General features: G+C 71.5%; 20 protein-coding genes. 4 read left to right on the top strand and 16 right to left on the bottom strand.

Translation table 11 applies throughout. From position 1 onward, the window contains the following. Positions 1-13 precede the first annotated feature (13 nt). Entirely contained in the window at positions 14-481 is a 468-nt protein-coding gene (locus AXK60_RS11845; RefSeq protein ID WP_068571316.1) for a MarR family winged helix-turn-helix transcriptional regulator, read from the bottom strand. Positions 482-531: 50 nt separating this feature from the next. Here AXK60_RS11845 and AXK60_RS11850 point away from each other — a divergent pair, with 50 nt between their 5' ends. Then, the gene (locus AXK60_RS11850) at positions 532-1,497 is read left to right on the top strand and encodes a hypothetical protein (RefSeq protein WP_068571317.1); all 966 of its coding nucleotides are present in this window, start codon (positions 532-534) and stop codon (positions 1,495-1,497) included. Here AXK60_RS11850 and AXK60_RS11855 read toward each other — a convergent pair. Together AXK60_RS11855 and AXK60_RS11860 are read right to left on the bottom strand one after the other, a co-directional pair. Further along, positions 1,488-2,066 carry a hypothetical protein gene (locus AXK60_RS11855; protein ID WP_068571318.1) on the bottom strand — a complete coding sequence of 193 codons (579 nt, stop codon included), beginning with the start codon at positions 2,064-2,066 and terminating at the stop codon, positions 1,488-1,490. The two genes, AXK60_RS11850 and AXK60_RS11855, sit on opposite strands and share 10 nt — an antisense overlap. Positions 2,067-2,198: 132 nt before the next feature. Further along, positions 2,199-2,402, bottom strand: coding sequence for a cold-shock protein (locus AXK60_RS11860; protein WP_068523077.1), 204 nt, complete (start codon positions 2,400-2,402; stop codon positions 2,199-2,201). Between the two features lie 367 nt (positions 2,403-2,769). On the opposite strand from AXK60_RS11860, the gene AXK60_RS11865 reads away from it, so the two are divergent. Beyond that, a complete protein-coding gene (locus AXK60_RS11865) occupies positions 2,770-5,088 on the top strand; it encodes a DEAD/DEAH box helicase (RefSeq protein ID WP_068571319.1) in 2,319 nt (772 codons plus the stop codon). Beyond that, the gene (locus AXK60_RS11870; RefSeq protein ID WP_068571320.1) at positions 5,078-5,314 is read left to right on the top strand and encodes a hypothetical protein; all 237 of its coding nucleotides are present in this window, start codon (positions 5,078-5,080) and stop codon (positions 5,312-5,314) included. The genes AXK60_RS11865 and AXK60_RS11870 overlap by 11 nt, the downstream gene beginning before the upstream one ends. Positions 5,315-5,318: 4 nt before the next feature. Here the strand turns inward: AXK60_RS11870 and AXK60_RS11875 are convergent, their stop codons facing one another. The 9 genes from AXK60_RS11875 to ssd all read right to left on the bottom strand — a co-directional run bounded on the left by AXK60_RS11875 (position 5,319) and on the right by ssd (position 10,858). Beyond that, entirely contained in the window at positions 5,319-5,648 is a 330-nt protein-coding gene (locus tag AXK60_RS11875) for a TfoX/Sxy family protein (RefSeq protein WP_068571321.1), read from the bottom strand. 56 nt (positions 5,649-5,704) lie between these two features. Then, positions 5,705-5,926: a hypothetical protein gene (locus tag AXK60_RS11880; protein ID WP_068571322.1), complete on the bottom strand. Its 222-nt coding sequence runs from the start codon at positions 5,924-5,926 to the stop codon at positions 5,705-5,707. 354 nt (positions 5,927-6,280) lie between these two features. Then, a complete protein-coding gene (locus AXK60_RS11885; protein ID WP_231855439.1) occupies positions 6,281-6,655 on the bottom strand; it encodes an Rv3654c family TadE-like protein in 375 nt (124 codons plus the stop codon). Next, on the bottom strand, positions 6,652-6,924 hold the full coding sequence (locus AXK60_RS11890) for a TadE family type IV pilus minor pilin (RefSeq protein ID WP_231855440.1): 273 nt from the start codon (positions 6,922-6,924) through the stop codon (positions 6,652-6,654). Before AXK60_RS11890 ends, AXK60_RS11885 begins: the two co-directional genes overlap by 4 nt. Before the next feature lie 59 nt (positions 6,925-6,983). Continuing rightward, positions 6,984-7,178 carry a DUF4244 domain-containing protein gene (locus AXK60_RS11895; protein WP_068571323.1) on the bottom strand — a complete coding sequence of 65 codons (195 nt, stop codon included), beginning with the start codon at positions 7,176-7,178 and terminating at the stop codon, positions 6,984-6,986. A gap of 23 nt (positions 7,179-7,201) precedes the next feature. Beyond that, complete coding sequence (locus tag AXK60_RS11900) at positions 7,202-7,801, bottom strand: type II secretion system F family protein (protein WP_082777974.1); 600 nt, start codon at positions 7,799-7,801, stop codon at positions 7,202-7,204. Next, complete coding sequence (locus tag AXK60_RS11905; RefSeq protein WP_068571324.1) at positions 7,798-8,616, bottom strand: type II secretion system F family protein; 819 nt, start codon at positions 8,614-8,616, stop codon at positions 7,798-7,800. The genes AXK60_RS11900 and AXK60_RS11905 overlap by 4 nt, the downstream gene beginning before the upstream one ends. Next, entirely contained in the window at positions 8,613-9,794 is a 1,182-nt protein-coding gene (locus AXK60_RS11910) for a TadA family conjugal transfer-associated ATPase (RefSeq protein ID WP_068571325.1), read from the bottom strand. The genes AXK60_RS11905 and AXK60_RS11910 overlap by 4 nt, the downstream gene beginning before the upstream one ends. Then, a complete protein-coding gene (gene ssd / locus AXK60_RS11915) occupies positions 9,791-10,858 on the bottom strand; it encodes a septum site-determining protein Ssd (RefSeq protein WP_068744188.1) in 1,068 nt (355 codons plus the stop codon). Before ssd ends, AXK60_RS11910 begins: the two co-directional genes overlap by 4 nt. A gap of 139 nt (positions 10,859-10,997) precedes the next feature. On the opposite strand from ssd, the gene AXK60_RS11920 reads away from it, so the two are divergent. After that, positions 10,998-11,828, top strand: a complete 831-nt coding sequence (locus AXK60_RS11920; RefSeq protein WP_068571326.1) for an HAD family hydrolase — start codon at positions 10,998-11,000, stop codon at positions 11,826-11,828. Positions 11,829-12,259: 431 nt separating this feature from the next. On the opposite strand, the gene AXK60_RS11925 is transcribed toward AXK60_RS11920, so the two are convergent. Genes AXK60_RS11925 through AXK60_RS11940 form a run of 4 tightly spaced genes read right to left on the bottom strand, consistent with a single transcriptional unit; the run spans position 12,260 to position 16,643 of the window. Then, positions 12,260-12,997: a Fic family protein gene (locus tag AXK60_RS11925; protein ID WP_068571327.1), complete on the bottom strand. Its 738-nt coding sequence runs from the start codon at positions 12,995-12,997 to the stop codon at positions 12,260-12,262. Positions 12,998-13,055: 58 nt separating this feature from the next. Further along, on the bottom strand, positions 13,056-14,771 hold the full coding sequence (locus tag AXK60_RS11930) for a dipeptide ABC transporter ATP-binding protein (protein WP_068571328.1): 1,716 nt from the start codon (positions 14,769-14,771) through the stop codon (positions 13,056-13,058). Continuing rightward, positions 14,771-15,724 (bottom strand): ABC transporter permease, encoded by a 954-nt coding sequence (locus AXK60_RS11935; protein WP_068571329.1) that lies wholly within the window; start codon positions 15,722-15,724, stop codon positions 14,771-14,773. Before AXK60_RS11935 ends, AXK60_RS11930 begins: the two co-directional genes overlap by 1 nt. Next, positions 15,717-16,643 (bottom strand): ABC transporter permease, encoded by a 927-nt coding sequence (locus AXK60_RS11940; protein WP_068571330.1) that lies wholly within the window; start codon positions 16,641-16,643, stop codon positions 15,717-15,719. Before AXK60_RS11940 ends, AXK60_RS11935 begins: the two co-directional genes overlap by 8 nt.

Below are 16,643 nucleotides of genomic sequence, written 5' to 3' on the forward strand. Positions count from 1 at the left end.
GGAATACTCGCTGTCAGTCCGCGACGGAGCGTCCCGACACTCGCGCCGTGTGCCGCCTAAGAACGTCGGTGGTCGCGCGCTGGAAGTCGGCGATCGTCTCCTGTTGTTCCGGCGTGAACCGCTCGTCGAGCATCGCGGCCATGTCCACTCCGAGGGGGCCGAAGACCTCCGCAGTCCGCCGATCGAGGTCCGGGTTGGATGCCAGGCTCACCACGATCCGCCGACGGTCCTGCGAGTCCGGCTCGCGCAGCGCGAACCCACGTCGCACCAGTCGGTCGACGAGGCCGGTGACCGCGCCGGAGGTGAGGCCCGTGTGCTCGACCAGCTGCGACGCCGAGACGGGGCCGAGGCGGCGAAGGACGTCCAGCGTCTTACGCTCCACGGCCGTCAGCCCCATCGACCTGCCGACGGCCTCGTGGAACATCACGATGGCGGTGATGAACTCCCGTCCCAGCAGTTCACCCGGCGTCGGCTCCGACATGACTCGATGTTATCTCAGCAGATAATTCTCTTAGTTGCTAAGTTATGAGAGTGACCAAGATTCTTAGGAGTCCTGCGCTGGCTCTGTACTTCCTCTCCCCGCTGATCGGGGAGTTCTTCCTGGGCGATTTCCCGGTCGTCCTGCTTCCGCTGATCGTGGTGCTCGCGCCCTGGTACGGCGCGGGCGCGCTCCTGATCCGGGAGGTCGCGCGCCGACGCGGCCGGGGCTGGCCGACGATCGCCCTCCTCGCTCTCGCCTGGGCGTTGATCGGCGAGGGCCTGCTCGGACAGTCGCTGTTCAACCCCGGCTACGCCGACGCGCACTTGCTTGACCACGGCTTCCTGCCGGGGCTCGGCATCGGCGCGACGTGGACCGTCTTCGTCCTCGCGATCCACGTCGCCTTCAGCATCTGCCTGCCGATCGCGATAGTCGAGCTCGGCATGTCCGAGCCTCGTCAGCCTCTGCTGCGCCGCCGAGGAATCCTCGTGTGCACGGCGCTGCTCCTGGTCGGAGCGGTCGTCACCGTGACGACGGCGTACCGCACGTGGGGGCACTTCGTCGCCCCGTGGCCGCGCCTCGCCGGTACCGCCGTGATCGCCGTGGCGCTCGTCGCCCTCGCCCTCCGCCTGCCGGGCCGCGCGCCCGACGGTGCGCGTCCGCCCGGGCCCGGCATCGTCTGCGGGCTCTTCCTCGCATGCGGCGCCGCACTACTGGGCGGCGTGCGTCTCGCGACCGCGGCCGGACTGGTGACGATGACGGTCGGCATCGTCGTGGCCGTGATCACTCTCGCCCTGTGGGCACCGTCGCCGATGTGGACGGACCGGCATCGTCTGGCGGTGATCGCGGCGGGGCTCCTGACCTATGGCTGGTCGGCACCGATCCGGATGTGGGGCCACAGCCCGGCCGACCACGCCCTCGCCCTGGTCAGTGGGGTCGTCTACCTCGCCGCGGAGACCGCGATCGTCGTCCACCTGCACCACGCGGTCGTCCGCCGCGAGCGCACGACCTACGGCTGAGGCCAGTGCGCAGCGGCATCGGGATGCGCCGGCGGGTCGCCGATGCTCTCCCGCAGACGCAACAACCGACGGTGCCCGGAGACCCGCAGCGCGGGTCTCGTCCCGCGGGTGCCCACGAGGGTCGGGGCGACGCCGGCGCGCATCAGGGCGGTGGCCAGGACCGGTGCGCTCTCGGGCGCGTGCGGGTCCAGGTGGAGCAGGTAGTGCACGCCGTCGACGTCGCCCGCGGCCAGGGCCCAGGCACGCAGGGCCCGCGGTCCGGGCACCCAGGTCGGGGGTGCCGTCTTCGCCGCACCGCGCGTCCAGGCCAACGACATGGGCTGCAGTTCGGGCGCCGCGAGGGTCCGGACCAGCGGCGTCCCCTCCTCGGAGACGCCCTGCTGGGCACGCAGCCCCGCCTCGTCGATCATCACGGCGATGGCATCGGCGCGCCACTGGTCCGGGACGACCACCGACACGCGGGCACTACCGCCCAGCTGCACGATCTGCCCCGACGCGGCCAGAAGACCGGCCAGGTCGCGCGGCGACGGCTCGGTCTGCTCCGCGGAGAACAGTGACAGTTGGGACACATGATGAGCCTAGAGCCCCGTGGTGCGGCAGAGCTCCGTCGACACGAGAACGTGACCGAAATGCACAACGCCCCTCCGCTGTGACAGCGGAGGGGCGTTGCGAGAAACGCTTATCGCGTGGTGCGGGGTTTCTTAGAGGGCGCGGACGCCGGTGGCCTGCGGGCCCTTGGTGCCCTGGCCGACCTCGAACTCCACGAGCTGGTTCTCCTCGAGGGTACGGAAGCCGTTGCCCTGGATCTCCGAGTAGTGGACGAACACGTCATCCGAGCCGTCGGCCGGTGCGATGAAGCCGAAGCCCTTCTCCGCGTTGAACCACTTCACAGTTCCCTGTGCCATTGAGATGTTTCCTAACTTGTCTAACTACCGGTGTAGGAACCGTTCCCCGAGTGGGGTGCGACTCCTGGCCGGTTCCGGCCGCCATACTTTCTGGAGCCGTTTGCGGAGACCGCACACAAAAACCTTCAGTACCACGCCCGCAACATCGATCCCCCGATGGTCCTCTAGGACCCCCGGCGGGAGCTGCGACCGCATACAGTCAATCACGATTTCCAGGCGAGCGACAGCGGGCGGCGGGAATTCGCCTCATGTTCACCCTCCGTCCCACCCGCCGATCGCCTGTTCGCGCCGCCGCTAGACTGGACGAAGCCCGCCGTCACCGCCTCCTGCGGCCGCGGGCGCACGTTTCGAAGCGAGGTCTGACACGGTGGAGCACAACACCTTCGGGCGCGAGCTCCTGGCCAGGATCCAAGCCGGCGCAGGCCCCGGCGCCGAGAGCCTGACTCATGTCGCGGACATCCCGTCACGGCGCGCGGAATTCGCCGACTGGCCCTCATGGGTTCCGCCCCGCCTGCGGGACGGGCTCGTCGACGAGGGCGTCCAGCGGCCCTGGCGACATCAGGCCGAAGCGGCGGAACACGCGCACGCAGGCCGCCACACCGTGATCTCCACGGGCACCGCATCGGGCAAATCGCTCGCCTACCAGCTGCCGGTGCTCGCAGCGCTCGCCGACGATCCGCGCGCGACGGTGCTGTACCTCTCGCCCACGAAGGCGCTCGGCACCGACCAGCACCGCGCGGCGGTCCGGCTCACCACGGACTACGGCCCGCACGACGCCTCGCCCGCCATGTACGACGGTGACACCTCGCAGGAGATGCGCCGCTGGGCGCGCTCGGACAGCCGCTGGGTGTTCACGAACCCGGACATGGTGCACGTGGGACTGCTTCCGCGGCATGCGAAGTGGGCGCGATTCCTGCGCGGTCTGCGCTACGTCGTGGTGGACGAGTGTCACCATTACCGCGGGGTGTTCGGCTCGCACACAGCGCTGGTGCTGCGGCGCCTGTTGCGGGTGGCGGCGAAGTACGGCGCCACGCCGACGGTGATCTGCGCGTCCGCCACCACGTCCGATCCCGGCGGCGCGGCGTCCCGGCTGATCGGCGCCGACTGCGTTGCCGTGACCGAGGATTCGTCACCGCACGGACCGCGCACCGTCGTGCTGTGGGAGCCCCCGCTCCTGCCCGACCTGGAGGGCGAGAACGGCGCGCCGGTGCGCCGCCCCGCGACGACCGAGGCGGCGCGGATGCTCGCCGACCTGGTGGTCGAGGGTGCGCGCACCCTCGCGTTCGTCCGGTCCCGACGGTCCGCCGAGACCGTCGCGCTCTCGGCCCGGCGGATGCTCGCGGAGGCCACCCCGGAACTGGCCGAGCGGATCGCCGCCTACCGGGCGGGGTACCTCGCCGACGACCGGCGTGCCCTGGAGCGGGGGCTGAACGACGGTGCGCTGCTGGGCGTCGCCACCACGAACGCCCTGGAGCTGGGCGTGGACATCGCGGGCCTGGACGCCGTGCTGATGGCGGGCTTCCCCGGCACCGTCGCCTCGTTCTGGCAGCAGGCGGGGCGCAGCGGGCGACGCGGGCAGGGCTCGCTGATCCTGCTCATCGCCCGCGACGACCCGCTGGACACCTACCTCGTGCACCACCCGGAGTCGCTGCTCGGCAAGCCGGTCGAGGCCACCATCACGGACCCGTGGAACCCCTACGTCCTGGGGCCGCAGCTGCTCTGCGCCGCGAGCGAGATCCCGTTGACCCGACCGGAAGTGGTATCGCTGGGCGCGGTGGACGTGGTCGGGCGACTCGTCGCCGACGGGCTGCTCCGCGAGCGTCCGGCCGGCTACTTCCTGGCCGCGGGCATCGATCCCCATGCGGGCGTGAACATCCGGGGCGGCGCGGGCAGCGAGATCCTCATCGTCGAGGAGGCCTCGGGCCGGTTGTTGGGCACCGTCGACTTCACCCGTGCGCTGTCGACGGTGCACGAGGGCGCGGTGCACGTGCACCAGGGCGAGTCCTACGTGGTCGACGAGCTGGACCTCGACGAGGGCCTCGCGCTGGTCCACGCGGAGGAGCCCGACTGGACCACCTCCGCGCGCGAGGATCTGGACGTGCACGTCACCGCCGTCCACGCGACGGAGGTACTGGGAGAGGTGGCCGTACGGTTCGTCTCCGTGGAGGTCACCAGCCGGGTGGTCGGCTACCTGCGCACGCTGCGCAGCGGCGAGGTACTCGACGCCGCCCCGCTGGACCTCCCCGAGACCACGCTGGCGACGCGCGCGGCGCTGCTCACGCTGTCGCCGGAGGTGCTCGACGGCGCCGGCCTGGTCCCGGAGCGCTGGCCCGGAGCGCTGCACGCCGCCGAACACGCCGCGATCGGCCTGTTGCCGCTGGTGGCGTCATGCGACCGCTGGGACATCGGCGGCCTGTCGACCGCGCTGCACGAGGACACCGGTCTGCCGTCGATCTTCGTCTACGACGGCTACCCCGGCGGCGCCGGTTTCACCGAGCGCGGCTACGAGTCGATCGCCACGTGGCTGGTCGCCACGCGCGACGCCGTAGCCGCCTGCGAGTGCCCGTCCGGCTGCCCCTCGTGCGTCCAGTCGCCCAAGTGCGGCAACGGGAACGACCCGCTCGACAAGGAGGGCGCGGTCATCGTCCTCGACCTCGTGCTCGCGGCGGTGGCCCGTGGAGAGTGAGCTGCCGGAGCCACCCCGGATCGACCGGTACGCCGAGTTCGTGATGTCGATGCCGGAGGAGTCGCGCCGCCGGCTGGGCAGGCTCCTCGAGAACCTCGCCACCCGCGACGAAGGCGGCTGGCTCATCGTGAACCAGACCGCAGACGACTTCCTGCGCAGGCATCGGGAGTACCTGCGGTCCATCGTCGACAACGACTACCCCGACGCCTTCGACGCCGGGGAGTGAACCGCTACTTCGGCGGCAGGGACCGCGCGTAGTCGACGGTGCGCCGCACCCATTCCGCGAGCTCGACGTCCGAGGCCGTCGCCTCCGCGCTGAGGTCGAGCCAGCCGCGCATCTCGCGGCCGCGCATGACGGTGGCCCGCACGTGCGGCCCGATCAATCCGTCCGTGGCCTCCGGGTGCAGGTGGACCATCGCCTCACCATGACTGTTCGCCGCGATCGCCATGTGCCCGTCGACGAGGAACGCCAGCCCGCCGAACATCCGCTTCTCGATGACCCCGGGTTCACCGTCGATCGCGTCGCGGATCCTGTCCGCGAGCCCCTCGTCGTACGCCATCGTCTCAGTGTGCGCCGGTCGACGGCACCGCGCAGCACGTCTGTGCTCGACGCAGCTCAGGCGGGGAGGTGAAGCAGATCGCTCCATCCCTCCGCGAGAATGCTCCGACGGAGCACATCGGAGGCACCATTGACTTCCAGCCACCTCGCGACGGCGATCTTCTGCTGTTCGTTCGGCAGGTCACTGACGCCGAGACGCATGCGCAGCTGGGGGATACTGAAGATTCTCGGCGCCGAGGCCGCCGGCACCGCGGACAGGTCATCGGAGAATCTCGACATCTAACCCACCACCCTCCCGTGCAGGAGCGGGACGGCGCCGGGCCGATCCACCCTCCACAAGCGTACAACTGGATCGAGGAGCAGCACCTCCCCCTGGTATCCCAGGTCGGTGAGCCCGATACCGCCCACCCAGAGCCTCGAGTACCACGTGGCAGTTCGAGGCGGATCACGACCGGGCCACCGGCTCCGGGTGGGGCGGCGAACTCGCTGACAGCGATGTCGCGATTCAACGAGGAAGCAGTGATCCCGTCCAGTCGGAGGTCGCGAGGACCGGCCGATGTGGGCTTGTCGTACGAGTCGCCGAGCGCGCGCTCCACACTCCGAATCCCGCGCCACACCGTCACGTCGCGAAGGTCACTCGGGCCCCGCACGCGCGACGGCGACGGCCTCGTCGGACCCGAAGACCGCCAGCGAGACCGGGACGCTCACGCGCACGACCACGTCGAAGCCGTCGACGGAACAGGCGCGCAGCGATCCCGCGTTGGCCCGGGCCAGACGGTCCGCCGCGGCGCACGCCGCGTCGACGTCGATCGCGCTCGCCGCACCGGCGAGCGCCGCGAGGTCGGCGGCGGCCTGGGCTCGGTGGCGCGCGGACACCGCGGCGCCGACGTCCACCACCATGACGACCACGGTGATGATCGCAGCGACCATCACCGCGGCCAGCACCGTCGCCACCCCGTCCTCCGCGCCCGCACGCAACGGCGCCGCCCGCGGCCGAGCGCAGGTCACGGCCCCGTCCCGGGCTCGACCGCCGCCACCGCGACGGCGGACACCGTCAGCCCTGGGAGCAGCGCCACCGGGGCCCTGACCCGCACCGTGACGGTCTCGCCCTCGCGGCTCACCGTCGACGACGCGCCGGGCGGCCCGACCTCGGCGACCGCACGGGACGCTCGACCGTCGTCACCCCGGGCGGCGAGTCGAGCCGCCTCCCGCGCCGCGTCGACGCACCGGACGTGCGCGGTGACACCCACGACCGCACCGACGCTGAGCACCAGCACCGTGATCAGGCTGGCGACGGCGAACGCGGCCTCGACCGTGACCGCGCCCGCATCGCCCGCTAGCCGGTGGAGGTGCCCAGCGCCTTGCCGATGATCGAGGTCAGACCGCTGATGATGTTGTCGCCGGTGACGACCCCGTAGAGCACCGCGCCGAACGCCGCGGCAGCAATAGTGCCTATTGCATATTCGACGGTGCTCATCCCCTCGTCCTCCAGCATGAGCTCGGTCATCCTGCACCGCAATCGAATCCACATTCCATCCCCCTTCCGTCGGGCCGCTACAGCAGCCCCTCCCCGAGCACCTTGCCCGCGAGTCCCATCACCACCGGCACAATGCCGAGGCACACGAAGGCCGGCAGGAAGCACAGGCCGAGCGGCCCCGCCACCGCGACCCCGGCGCGCTCCCCCGCCGCCACGGCTCGGTCCTCCGCCTGCGCCCGCTCCGTGCGCGCCAGGTCCGCCAACCCGACCGCGGGCGGCGACCCGGCCCGCGCGGACCGTCGCAGCATCCGCGTCAGCGCGACCACTTGCGGGTCCGCCGAGTCGGTGCGCCAGGCGGTTTCGGCGTCGGATCCGAGTGCGAGCAGCTCCGCCGCCCGGTTCAACACCTCCGCCAGCGCCGCCGGCGCCTCCCCGGCTACCGCCCGTGCCGCGTCCGCCGTCGGCATGCCCGCGCGCAGGCACACCGCGAACAGGTCGTACGCCGCTGCGGCGTCGAACGGGTCCGGTTTCGGGGCACGGCGCGGGATCCGGGGGCGGAGCCGCTCCGCGCCGCCCGGGGCGTCCGCCGCCAGCCGCGCCCGCGCCGCCAGGGGGAGTACGAGGACTGCGGCCGCGAGCATGATCAGGGCCGCCGCGAGCGGCCCGTGCCCGCTCACGAGCCGTCCCCCGACGACCGACTGCCCGACGGTGCGCCGGCGGCACCGTCGGCGATCGCGCGGGACCAGAGCAGCCCTGCGCAGGTCAGGCACGTCCCGACGACGAGCAGTACCCCGCCCGCACCGGTACCGAGCAGGGTGCCGACGGGGTCGGCGTCGATGAGCTGCCCCATCAGGACGCCCAGGACCGGGAGCGCCGCGAGCACCTGCGCGGTGGCGCGAGCTCCGGCGAGGGCGGAATGCGCACGCCCGAGGTATCTTTCGCGGGAGCGCAGGTCCTCGCGCACGGACGCGAGCAGCTCACCCATGCCGATGCCGTGCCTGGTCCCCGTCTCCCACGCGGCCGCGATGCGTGTCCAGGCCGCGCTCTCGGCGGCGTGCGCCCGGAGGCCCGCCGCCACGTCGCCACCCAGTTCCGCCCGCCCCGCCATCTCGGCGAAGACCGCGCGTACGTGCGGATCGTCCGCGTCCCGTCCCGCCGTGCCGCACGCCGCAGCCGGGTGCGCGCCGACGGACAGCTCCGCGACCATCGCGTCCACGCCCGCGAGGACCGCCGAGAGCCGCGCGGCGGCCTCGTTCCGTGCGCGGGAGCGTGCCCACAGTTCCCGGGCCGTGCCCGCGGCCAGCGCCGCGGCGAGGGCCTGCCCCGGTCCGACGGCCAGCGCGCCGACGGGAACGGCGACGGCGAGCCAGCCCCACCGCATCACCCGGTGCGGCTTGCCCGGTGCGTTCATCGCGCGGAGCCTGGCCGCACCGAGCCCGCCCGGCCACGCCAGCAGCGCGGCGGCGAGGAGCATCAGGACCACGGCCGTCACGACGCACCCCGTTCCGCGAGCAGCGCGGACACCCGGTCAGCGGACGCCGTGAAGCCGCCGTCGCGCTCCCAGACGGGCAGGACCCGCACGTAGCCGGATCCGCCGCGCTCGACCACGCCGATGCTGCGCAGCCCGCGCCGGCCCGACGGCCAGCGGTGCACCGAGAAGACGATCTGGAAGGCCGCCGCCAGCTGTGCGTGCAGTGCCTCCCGGCCGAGCCCGCCGAGCGCGGCGAGCGCCTCGAGCCGCGCCGGGACCTCCCGCGGGGAGTTGGCGTGGACGGTGCCCGCGCCACCGTCGTGGCCGGTGTTGAGCGCCGTGAGGAGGTCGACGACCTCGGCGCCGCGCACCTCGCCGACCACGATCCGGTCCGGCCGCATCCGCAGGGCCTGCCGCACCAGGTCGCGGACAGTCACCTCGCCGACGCCCTCGACATTGGCCCCGCGCGCCAGCAGCGAGACCACGTGGGGGTGCACCGGATCGAGCTCGTGCGCGTCCTCGACGCACAGCACCCGCTCGTCCGGATGCACCGCACCGAGCAGCCCGTTGAGCAGCGTGGTCTTGCCGGAGCCGGTGCCGCCCACCACGAGGAACGCGAGCCGCGCTGCCACCACCCGGCGCACCAGCTCCGCCACGTCCGCAGGCACCGCGCCGCCGTCGATCAACGTATCGAGCGTCTGGGTGGCCGGCCGCAGCACGCGGAGCGAGATGCACGTGCCGCCGTGCGCCAGCGGCGGGAGGACGGCGTGCAGCCGGATCCCGCTGCCCGCCCGGCCGCCCGGACCCGCGGGCAGGTGCCCGTCGACCCACGGCTGGGCGTCGTCGAGGCGCCGGCCCGCGGTGAGCGCGAGCCTGGCCGCGAGGCGGCGGACGGCATCGTCGTCCTCGAAGACGACGTCCGTGAGCTCGAGCCCCGCACCCCGGTCGACCCACACCCGCCGCGGGCCCACGACGAGGACGTCCGCCACCGCCGGGTCCGCGAGCAGCGGCTCGAGCCGGCCGGCGCCGACGAGCTCCGTCTCGAGATGGGCGAGACCGTCGAGCAGGTCGGTGTCGCCGAGGACGCCGCCGCATTCGGCGCGCAACGCGGCGGCCATGACATCGGGTGTGAGCGCGGTGGCGGTGTGGGCCAGCCGCTCCCTCACCCGGGCGAGCAGGTCCGGATCCGGCGAGGTCACGCCGCACCTCGCCGCACGCCGTCGAGCACGCGCCCGGCCGCGACCGCGAGGGGCGTCCCCTTGCGCAGGCGCAGCCCGGCACCGTCGAGCTGCTCGTCGAGACGTGGCTGCGGGCGCATCGAGGCCAGGAGCGGGAGACCGACCGCCCGCTCCACGTCGCGCGCCGACAGCCCGCCCGGTGACGGTCCGCGGACCACCAGGCCCACCGATCGGGCCCTGTCCGCCAGCCCGCCGGCCACCGCCCGGCCCGCAGCGCAGCCGCGGACGGTGGCGCCGACCACCACGACCACGACGTCGGCGACCTCCAGGCACGCCGAGGTGGCCGGGTCGTCGCGGCGCGGTAGATCGACGACGGTGACCCCGACGCTGCGGCGCCCCGCGTCGATGACCGCGAGCAGGCCCTCGACGGGGATCTCGGGGACGCCGACACCGCCGGCGGACAGCACCGCGACGGCGCCGGCTCGGCCCGGCAACGCCGCCACGAGCGCCTCGGACGGGACGTGCCCGCCCCGCAGCGCCAGATCGCCCCAGCGCAGGCCCGGCAGGTCCGCGCAGCCCAGCAGCAGATCCAGGCCGCCGCCCCACGGATCCGCGTCGACGGCCAGTGCCGTCACGCCCCGGCCCGGTGCCGCGACCGCGACCGCAGCGGCCAGCACCGAGGCGCCCGCGCCGCCGTGCCCGCCGACGACGGCCACGACCCTGGACCGCTCACCGTCGTCCGGCTCGCGGGCGGCGAGGAACCGGGCGAGGTCCCGAACCTGCCCGGGGAGGACGAAGACCTGCGCGGCGCCCACCTCGACCGCGGCCGCGAGCTCGGCCAGCCCGGCCTGGGCGGCGACGATCGCGACGCCCTCGCGACGGGGCAGGCCGCCGGCGCGGGCGGCCTCGGCCATCGCCGTGGCGGCGCCCAGGTCCAGGACCATGCCCGCGGCCGACGCCCACCCGGCGCGCGGCCGCCCCCGGTCGATGTCCGTCACCGTGCGCGCCGCCGCCGCCGCCGCGCGACGCACGTCGTCCGCCAGCGCACCGTCGGCCACCGCCATGCCGATCTCGATCCCTCGCATGGGCCCAGCATCGCCCTCGGACCGGCCCGATCCCCCTGCGTCCGGACCCGGCCTGTGGAGGAATCGCGTCATTGCAGAAACCTGTGGAGGAATCCGGGGTCCGCTCTTGCGGGGTACGGATCGATGTGGCAGCGGTAGTGTGTTCCGCGTGAGCCCAACCGCGCCCGACGAGGCCCCGGTGCGCCGGGTCGCCGCCTTCTTCGACCTGGACAAGACGATCATCGCGAAATCGTCCGCGCTGGCGTTCTCGCGCCCCTTCTTCGACGAGGGCCTCCTCAACCGCCGCGCCGTGCTCAAGTCGAGCTACGCGCAGTTCCTCATGATGCTGACGGCGGCCGATCACGACCAGATGGAGCGCATGCGGGACCACCTCACGCAGATGTGCGAGGGCTGGAACGTCGAGCAGGTCAAGTCCATCGTGCGCGAGGCCCTGCACGATGTCGTCAATCCGCTGGTGTTCGCGGAGGCGTCCGAGCTGATCGCCGGCCACCACGCCCGCGGGCACGACGTGGTGATCGTGTCGGCCTCGGGCGAGGAGATGGTCGCCCCGATCGCCGAGATGCTGGGAGCCGACTACGCCGTCGCCTCGAAGATGAAGGTCGAGGACGGCAAGTACGCCGGCGAGGTGGAGTTCTACTGCTACGGCGAGAACAAGGTGGTCGCGATGGAGGCGCTCGCCGCCGAACACGGATACGACCTCTCGCAGTGCTTCGCATACTCGGACTCGATCACCGATGTCCCGATGCTCGCGGCCGTCGGCCACCCGACCGCCGTGAACCCCGACCGCGGCCTGCGCAAAGAGTCGTCCGAGCGCGGTTGGCCCGTCGTGTCCTTCTCGAACCCCGCCCCGCTCCGGGACCGGATCCCGACCCCCTCGCGGAACTCCGTCCTCGCGACGGCGGGCCTCGGCATGATCACCGCAGGTGTGGGGTTCGCGACTTACCTTGCGCTGCACCGGAAGAAGAGCTGACGACGGATCGCGACCCGCATCATCGGGGAAAATTCTCGCTCACCCCTTGCTGTGACGGCGATCACAGGGTAGAAATGAATCACGGAGCGGCGCAAAGCCAGATCCTCACCGGAAGAGAAGGTCGAGGGTCCCTGAGCGTCAAGGCTCCCAGCACGGACACCAGGCACCCACGCGGAGCTCGCCACCTATGGCGGAAAGCGCTGTCGGCCTGCGTCACCGGAGAAATCAGTGGTCAGCACAAGGTCTGCGGATAGTGGACCTCTCTCCGGCTACGCCGAGGCCGTAATACAGCCCACCCTCACGCACGCTTGGTAACCGGGATCCGTGCTAGCGAACGGCGATTCGGACCCGTTCTTCAGGACACACCGCCAGGTGCGCACCTGGAGCTCAGGCCGGGTCGCCGTTGCGCATGTCCGGGGTAGGTGGCGCGATCAGCGCTCGGCCAACGCGAGTGCCTCCGCTCCTCCCGCCTCCAGCGCCTGGCAGCACAACACCACCCACGCCACTACGCCGTCCGGGTCCCCCATCCCGAACGCGTCCGCGGCATCGGCGTAGCTCGGGGCGAACTTGAGCCACGTGGTCTCGGGGATCCCCAGCGCGTGCGGGTCCAGACCGGACGCCACGGTGACCAGGCGCGACGCGGCGCGGGCCACCACCCCGTCGGACACCTCGAAGGGACGCAGCGACAGCAGCTCCCCGTGCACGACAGCCGCGATCACCGGTGCGGGCGCCTGCGTACCGCCCGTGACCAGCTGCGCGAGCAGCGAGAGCCGCTCGCCCGCGCCCGGTCGTGGCCGGCCGAGCCGGGAATCGTCACCGTCGACCAGATCGGCAGCGGCCAGGGTGTGCAGCCGGGCCAGCACCTGGAGCGGCGCGCGGCGCCACACCCCGACGCTCGCGTCCAGCAGGTCGCCGTCGATGGCCTGGTAGGCGCGCATCGCGCCCGCCAGGACCGGGTCGTTGATCAGCTCGTCGCGGCTCAGCGCAACCGCGGCACCGTCAAGCGCCGCCGACGCGCGGGCACCGCGCAACGACGATTCCGTGGCCGTCGCCCGCCACTGACGACGGTTCGCGGGATGACGGTGCACCTTCGCGAGCGCCTCCCGGGCAGCGGCGGCCGCCTCCGCGACGGCGGGCACGGCGACGAGCGGGCTCAGCGGGTCGGTCATGAGCCCACCCTAGCCCGGTCGCGCCGCCGCCCGGCCGCCCTGCCCGGCGCCCCGCGGATCAGCCCGCGAGCTCGATCGACCCGCCGGGGATGGCGTCGATCAGCTTGCGCGTGTAGTCCGAGGTCGGGTTGTCGTACACCCGGTCCGTCGGTCCCTGCTCCATCACCTTGCCACCGGCCATCACCAGCGTCTGGTGCGCGATCTGCTTGACCACCGCCAGATCGTGGGTGATGAACAGGTAGGTCAGGCCCAACTCCCGTTGGAGCCCTTCGAGCAGGGTCAGGATCTGGGCCTGCACCAGCACGTCGAGCGCCGAGACCGCCTCGTCGAGCACGATGACCTCGGGGTTGAGCGCCAGCGCCCGCGCGATCGCGACGCGCTGCCGCTGACCGCCGGACAACTCGTTGGGGTACCGGTGCATGGTGTCGTTCGGGAGCGCCACCATCTCGAGCAGTTCCTTCGCCCGATCCACCCGCGAGTTCTTGTCGCCGACACCGTGCACCACCAGCGGCTCGGTGATGGCGCGGTAGATCGAGTACATCGGATCCAAAGAGCCGTAGGGGTTCTGGAACACGGGCTGCACCCGCCGCCGGAACTTCTTGGCCTCCGCGCCCTGCAGGGCGCGCACGTCCGTCCCGTCGAATTCGACGGTGCCGCTGGTCGGCTCGAGCAGGCCCAACACCATCTGCGCCACCGTCGACTTGCCCGAGCCGGACTCGCCGACCACCGCGGTCGTGGTGCCGCGCAGCATGGTGAAGCTGACATCGTCGACCGCGCGGAAGTCGCTGCTCTGGAAGGGCAGCGACCCACGGATCGGGAAGTCCTTCACCAGGTGCGAGGCGACGACCACCTCCTCGATCCCCTTCGTCGACGCGTCCTGGGCCTCGCCCGTCAGCGTCTCGGCGTACACCTTCTCGTCCCGCGCCACGGCCGCCGGCTCCCGGACCTCGGTGACCGACGGTGCGTCCGTCCTGCGGGCCGCGAGCGACGGTGCCGCGGCAACGAGCCGCTTGGTGTACTCGTGCTGGGGATCCTGCAGGATATCCAGCGCCGGACCGGATTCCACGACCCGCCCCTTGTACATCACCACCAGATGGCTGGCCCGCTCGGCGGCGAGCCCCAGGTCGTGCGTGATGAGCAGCACCGCGGTCCCCAGCTCCTGCGTGAGCGACTCGAGGTGGTCGAGGATCTGTCGCTGCACCGTCACGTCCAGGGCCGACGTGGGCTCGTCGGCGATCAGCAGCTTCGGCCGGCAGGCCAGGCCGATCGCGATGAGCGCGCGCTGCTTCATGCCGCCCGAGAACTCGTGCGGGTACTGATTGACGCGCTTGTCGGGATCCTTCATGCCGGCCTCGGCCAGCAGCTCGATCGCCCGCCTCTTGGCATCACCCTGTTCCGCGTTGTTCGCCTTGAGCGTCTCCCGGACCTGGAACCCCACCCGCCACAACGGATTGAGGTTCGTGTTCGGATCCTGCGGCACCAGGCCGATGCCGCTTCCGCGGATCTTCTGGAAGTCCTTCTCCGAGGCGTGCGAGAGGTCCTGGCCGTCGAACACGATCTGGCCGCCGGCCACCTTGCCGGTGCCCTGCAGCAGGCCCATCACGGCCGCGGCCGTCGTGGACTTGCCCGAGCCGGACTCGCCGACGATGGCCACCGTCTGGCCCGGGTAGACCGTGAGGTTGGCACCCCGCACGGCCTGGACCTGGCGGTCCTGCACTCGGAACTCGACGACCAGGTCGCGGATCTCGAGGAGGGGTTCGGGTTGAGCACTCATCAGCGGGTCCTCGCCTTCGGATCGAGAGCGTCGCGCAGGACGTCACCGAGCATCATGAACGTGAGCACGGTGAGCGCCAGGGCACCGGCGGGGTAGAACAGGATCGGGGTGCCCTCGCGCAGCAGGTCCTGCCCGGAGGCGATGTCCTGGCCCCACGAGACCTCGGTGGCCGGGAGGCCGATGCCGAGGTACGAGAGCGTGGCCTCGGTGACGATGTAGATACCGAGGGAGATGGTCGCGATCACGATGATCGGCCCGAGGCAGTTCGGGATCACGTGCGTGAAGAGCGTGCGGACCTTGGAGGCCCCCAACGACTTCGATGCGGTGATGAACTCCTCGTTCCGGATCGAGATGGCGGCCGACCGCGCGATCCGGGCGATCTGCGGCCAGCTGAAGATCGCCAACACGAAGACCACGGTGAAGACGGTGCGGTCCTTGATCATCTGCATGACCACGACCGCGGCCAGCATCAGCGGGATGCCGAAGAAGATGTCGGCGACGCGGGCGATCACGGAGTCGAGCCAGCCGCCGTAGAAGCCGGCGATGGTGCCCAACAGACCGCCGATCACCACCACCACGATCGTCGTGAGGACCCCGACGAGCACCGATGCCCGAGCGCCGTAGACCATCCGCGCGAAGATGTCCCGGCCCTGCTGATCCGTGCCCAGCAGGTGGTCACCGCCCGGCGAGAGCAGGGACTGCTGGAGATCCTTGAACTGCGGGTCCTGACCGGCGAAGTTGAACAGACTCGGCCAGATGACGACCAGCAGGATCAGAATCAGCATGATCGACGCGACGATGAAGACGGGCTTGCGGCGAAGCTCCATCCACGCCGACTTCCAGAAGCCCGCGGGTGCCGAGTCGGTGTCGACCGCGTCGACCGCTCCCACCTTGACGTCCTCCGCGGAGGCGACGAAGCGTTCCTGTCCCGGGTAGATCTTGTTGTCAGGCATAGCGAATCCTCGGGTCGAGGGCGGCGTAGAGCAGGTCGACCACCACGTTGGAGATCAGATAGATCAGGATGAGCACGGTGACGAACGAGACAACCGTGGGCGCCTCGCCGCGGATCACCGCCTGGTAGATGGTGCCGCCCACGCCGGGCACGTTGAAGATTCCCTCCGTGACGAGGGCGCCGCCCATCAGCGCACCGAGGTCGGCACCCAGGAAGGTGACCACCGGGATCAGCGAGTTCCGCAGCACGTGCACCACCACGACCCGCCAGCGCGGGAGGCCCTTGGCGGTGGCGGTCCGCACGAAGTCGGCGGTCAGGTTCTCCGCCACCTGCGAGCGGGTGAGCCGCACGACATAGGCGAAGGACACCAGCCCGAGGACGATGCCCGGCAGCAGCAGGTGGTAGAAGTCCAGGTTGCCGCCGACGGTGACCGGGAACCATTGCAGTTTCACGCCGAAGACGTACTGCGCGATGAAGCCCAGCACGAAGATCGGCACCGCGATGATGATCAGCGACACGAACAGGATCGTGGTGTCGAAGATCTTCCCCTTCTTGAGGCCGGCCAGGACGCCGAAGAAGATTCCGAGGATCGCCTCCACCGCGAGCGCGATGAGCGCCAGGTTCACGGTGACCGGGAAGGCCCGCTTCATCACCTCCCACACCGGCTGCCCGGAGAACGAGGTGCCGAAGTCGAGCGTGAACACGCCCTTGATGTAGTACCAGTACTGCCAGAAGAAGTTCTGGTCCAAGTGATACTGAGCGCGCAGGCCCTCGACCACGTCGGGCGGCAGCTGCCGATCACCGCCGAGCGCGGCGATCGGGTCGGACGGCACGAGGAAGACGAGCGCGTAGATCAGCAGCGTGGCACCGAAGAAGACGATGACCAACTGCCCGAGCCGGCTCAGGAGAAATCTCAGCAT

It is taken from the genome of Tsukamurella pseudospumae (genome assembly GCF_001575195.1).
GTDB lineage: Bacteria > Actinomycetota > Actinomycetes > Mycobacteriales > Mycobacteriaceae > Tsukamurella > Tsukamurella pseudospumae.

What these genes read in the sequence shown, in the direction of transcription:
- AXK60_RS11845 (WP_068571316.1), bottom strand. Translation starts at nt 481, where the DNA reads ATGTCGGAGCCGACGCCGGGTGAACTGCTGGGACGGGAGTTCATCACC.
- AXK60_RS11925 (WP_068571327.1), bottom strand. Translation starts at nt 12,997, where the DNA reads ATGACCGACCCGCTGAGCCCGCTCGTCGCCGTGCCCGCCGTCGCGGAG.
- AXK60_RS11875 (WP_068571321.1), bottom strand. Translation starts at nt 5,648, where the DNA reads ATGGCGTACGACGAGGGGCTCGCGGACAGGATCCGCGACGCGATCGAC.
- AXK60_RS11930 (WP_068571328.1), bottom strand. Translation starts at nt 14,771, where the DNA reads ATGAGTGCTCAACCCGAACCCCTCCTCGAGATCCGCGACCTGGTCGTC.
- AXK60_RS11860 (WP_068523077.1), bottom strand. Translation starts at nt 2,402, where the DNA reads ATGGCACAGGGAACTGTGAAGTGGTTCAACGCGGAGAAGGGCTTCGGC.
- AXK60_RS11895 (WP_068571323.1), bottom strand. Translation starts at nt 7,178, where the DNA reads ATGTGGATTCGATTGCGGTGCAGGATGACCGAGCTCATGCTGGAGGAC.
- AXK60_RS11880 (WP_068571322.1), bottom strand. Translation starts at nt 5,926, where the DNA reads ATGTCGAGATTCTCCGATGACCTGTCCGCGGTGCCGGCGGCCTCGGCG.
- ssd (WP_068744188.1), bottom strand. Translation starts at nt 10,858, where the DNA reads ATGCGAGGGATCGAGATCGGCATGGCGGTGGCCGACGGTGCGCTGGCG.
- AXK60_RS11940 (WP_068571330.1), bottom strand. Translation starts at nt 16,643, where the DNA reads ATGCTGAGATTTCTCCTGAGCCGGCTCGGGCAGTTGGTCATCGTCTTC.
- AXK60_RS11935 (WP_068571329.1), bottom strand. Translation starts at nt 15,724, where the DNA reads ATGCCTGACAACAAGATCTACCCGGGACAGGAACGCTTCGTCGCCTCC.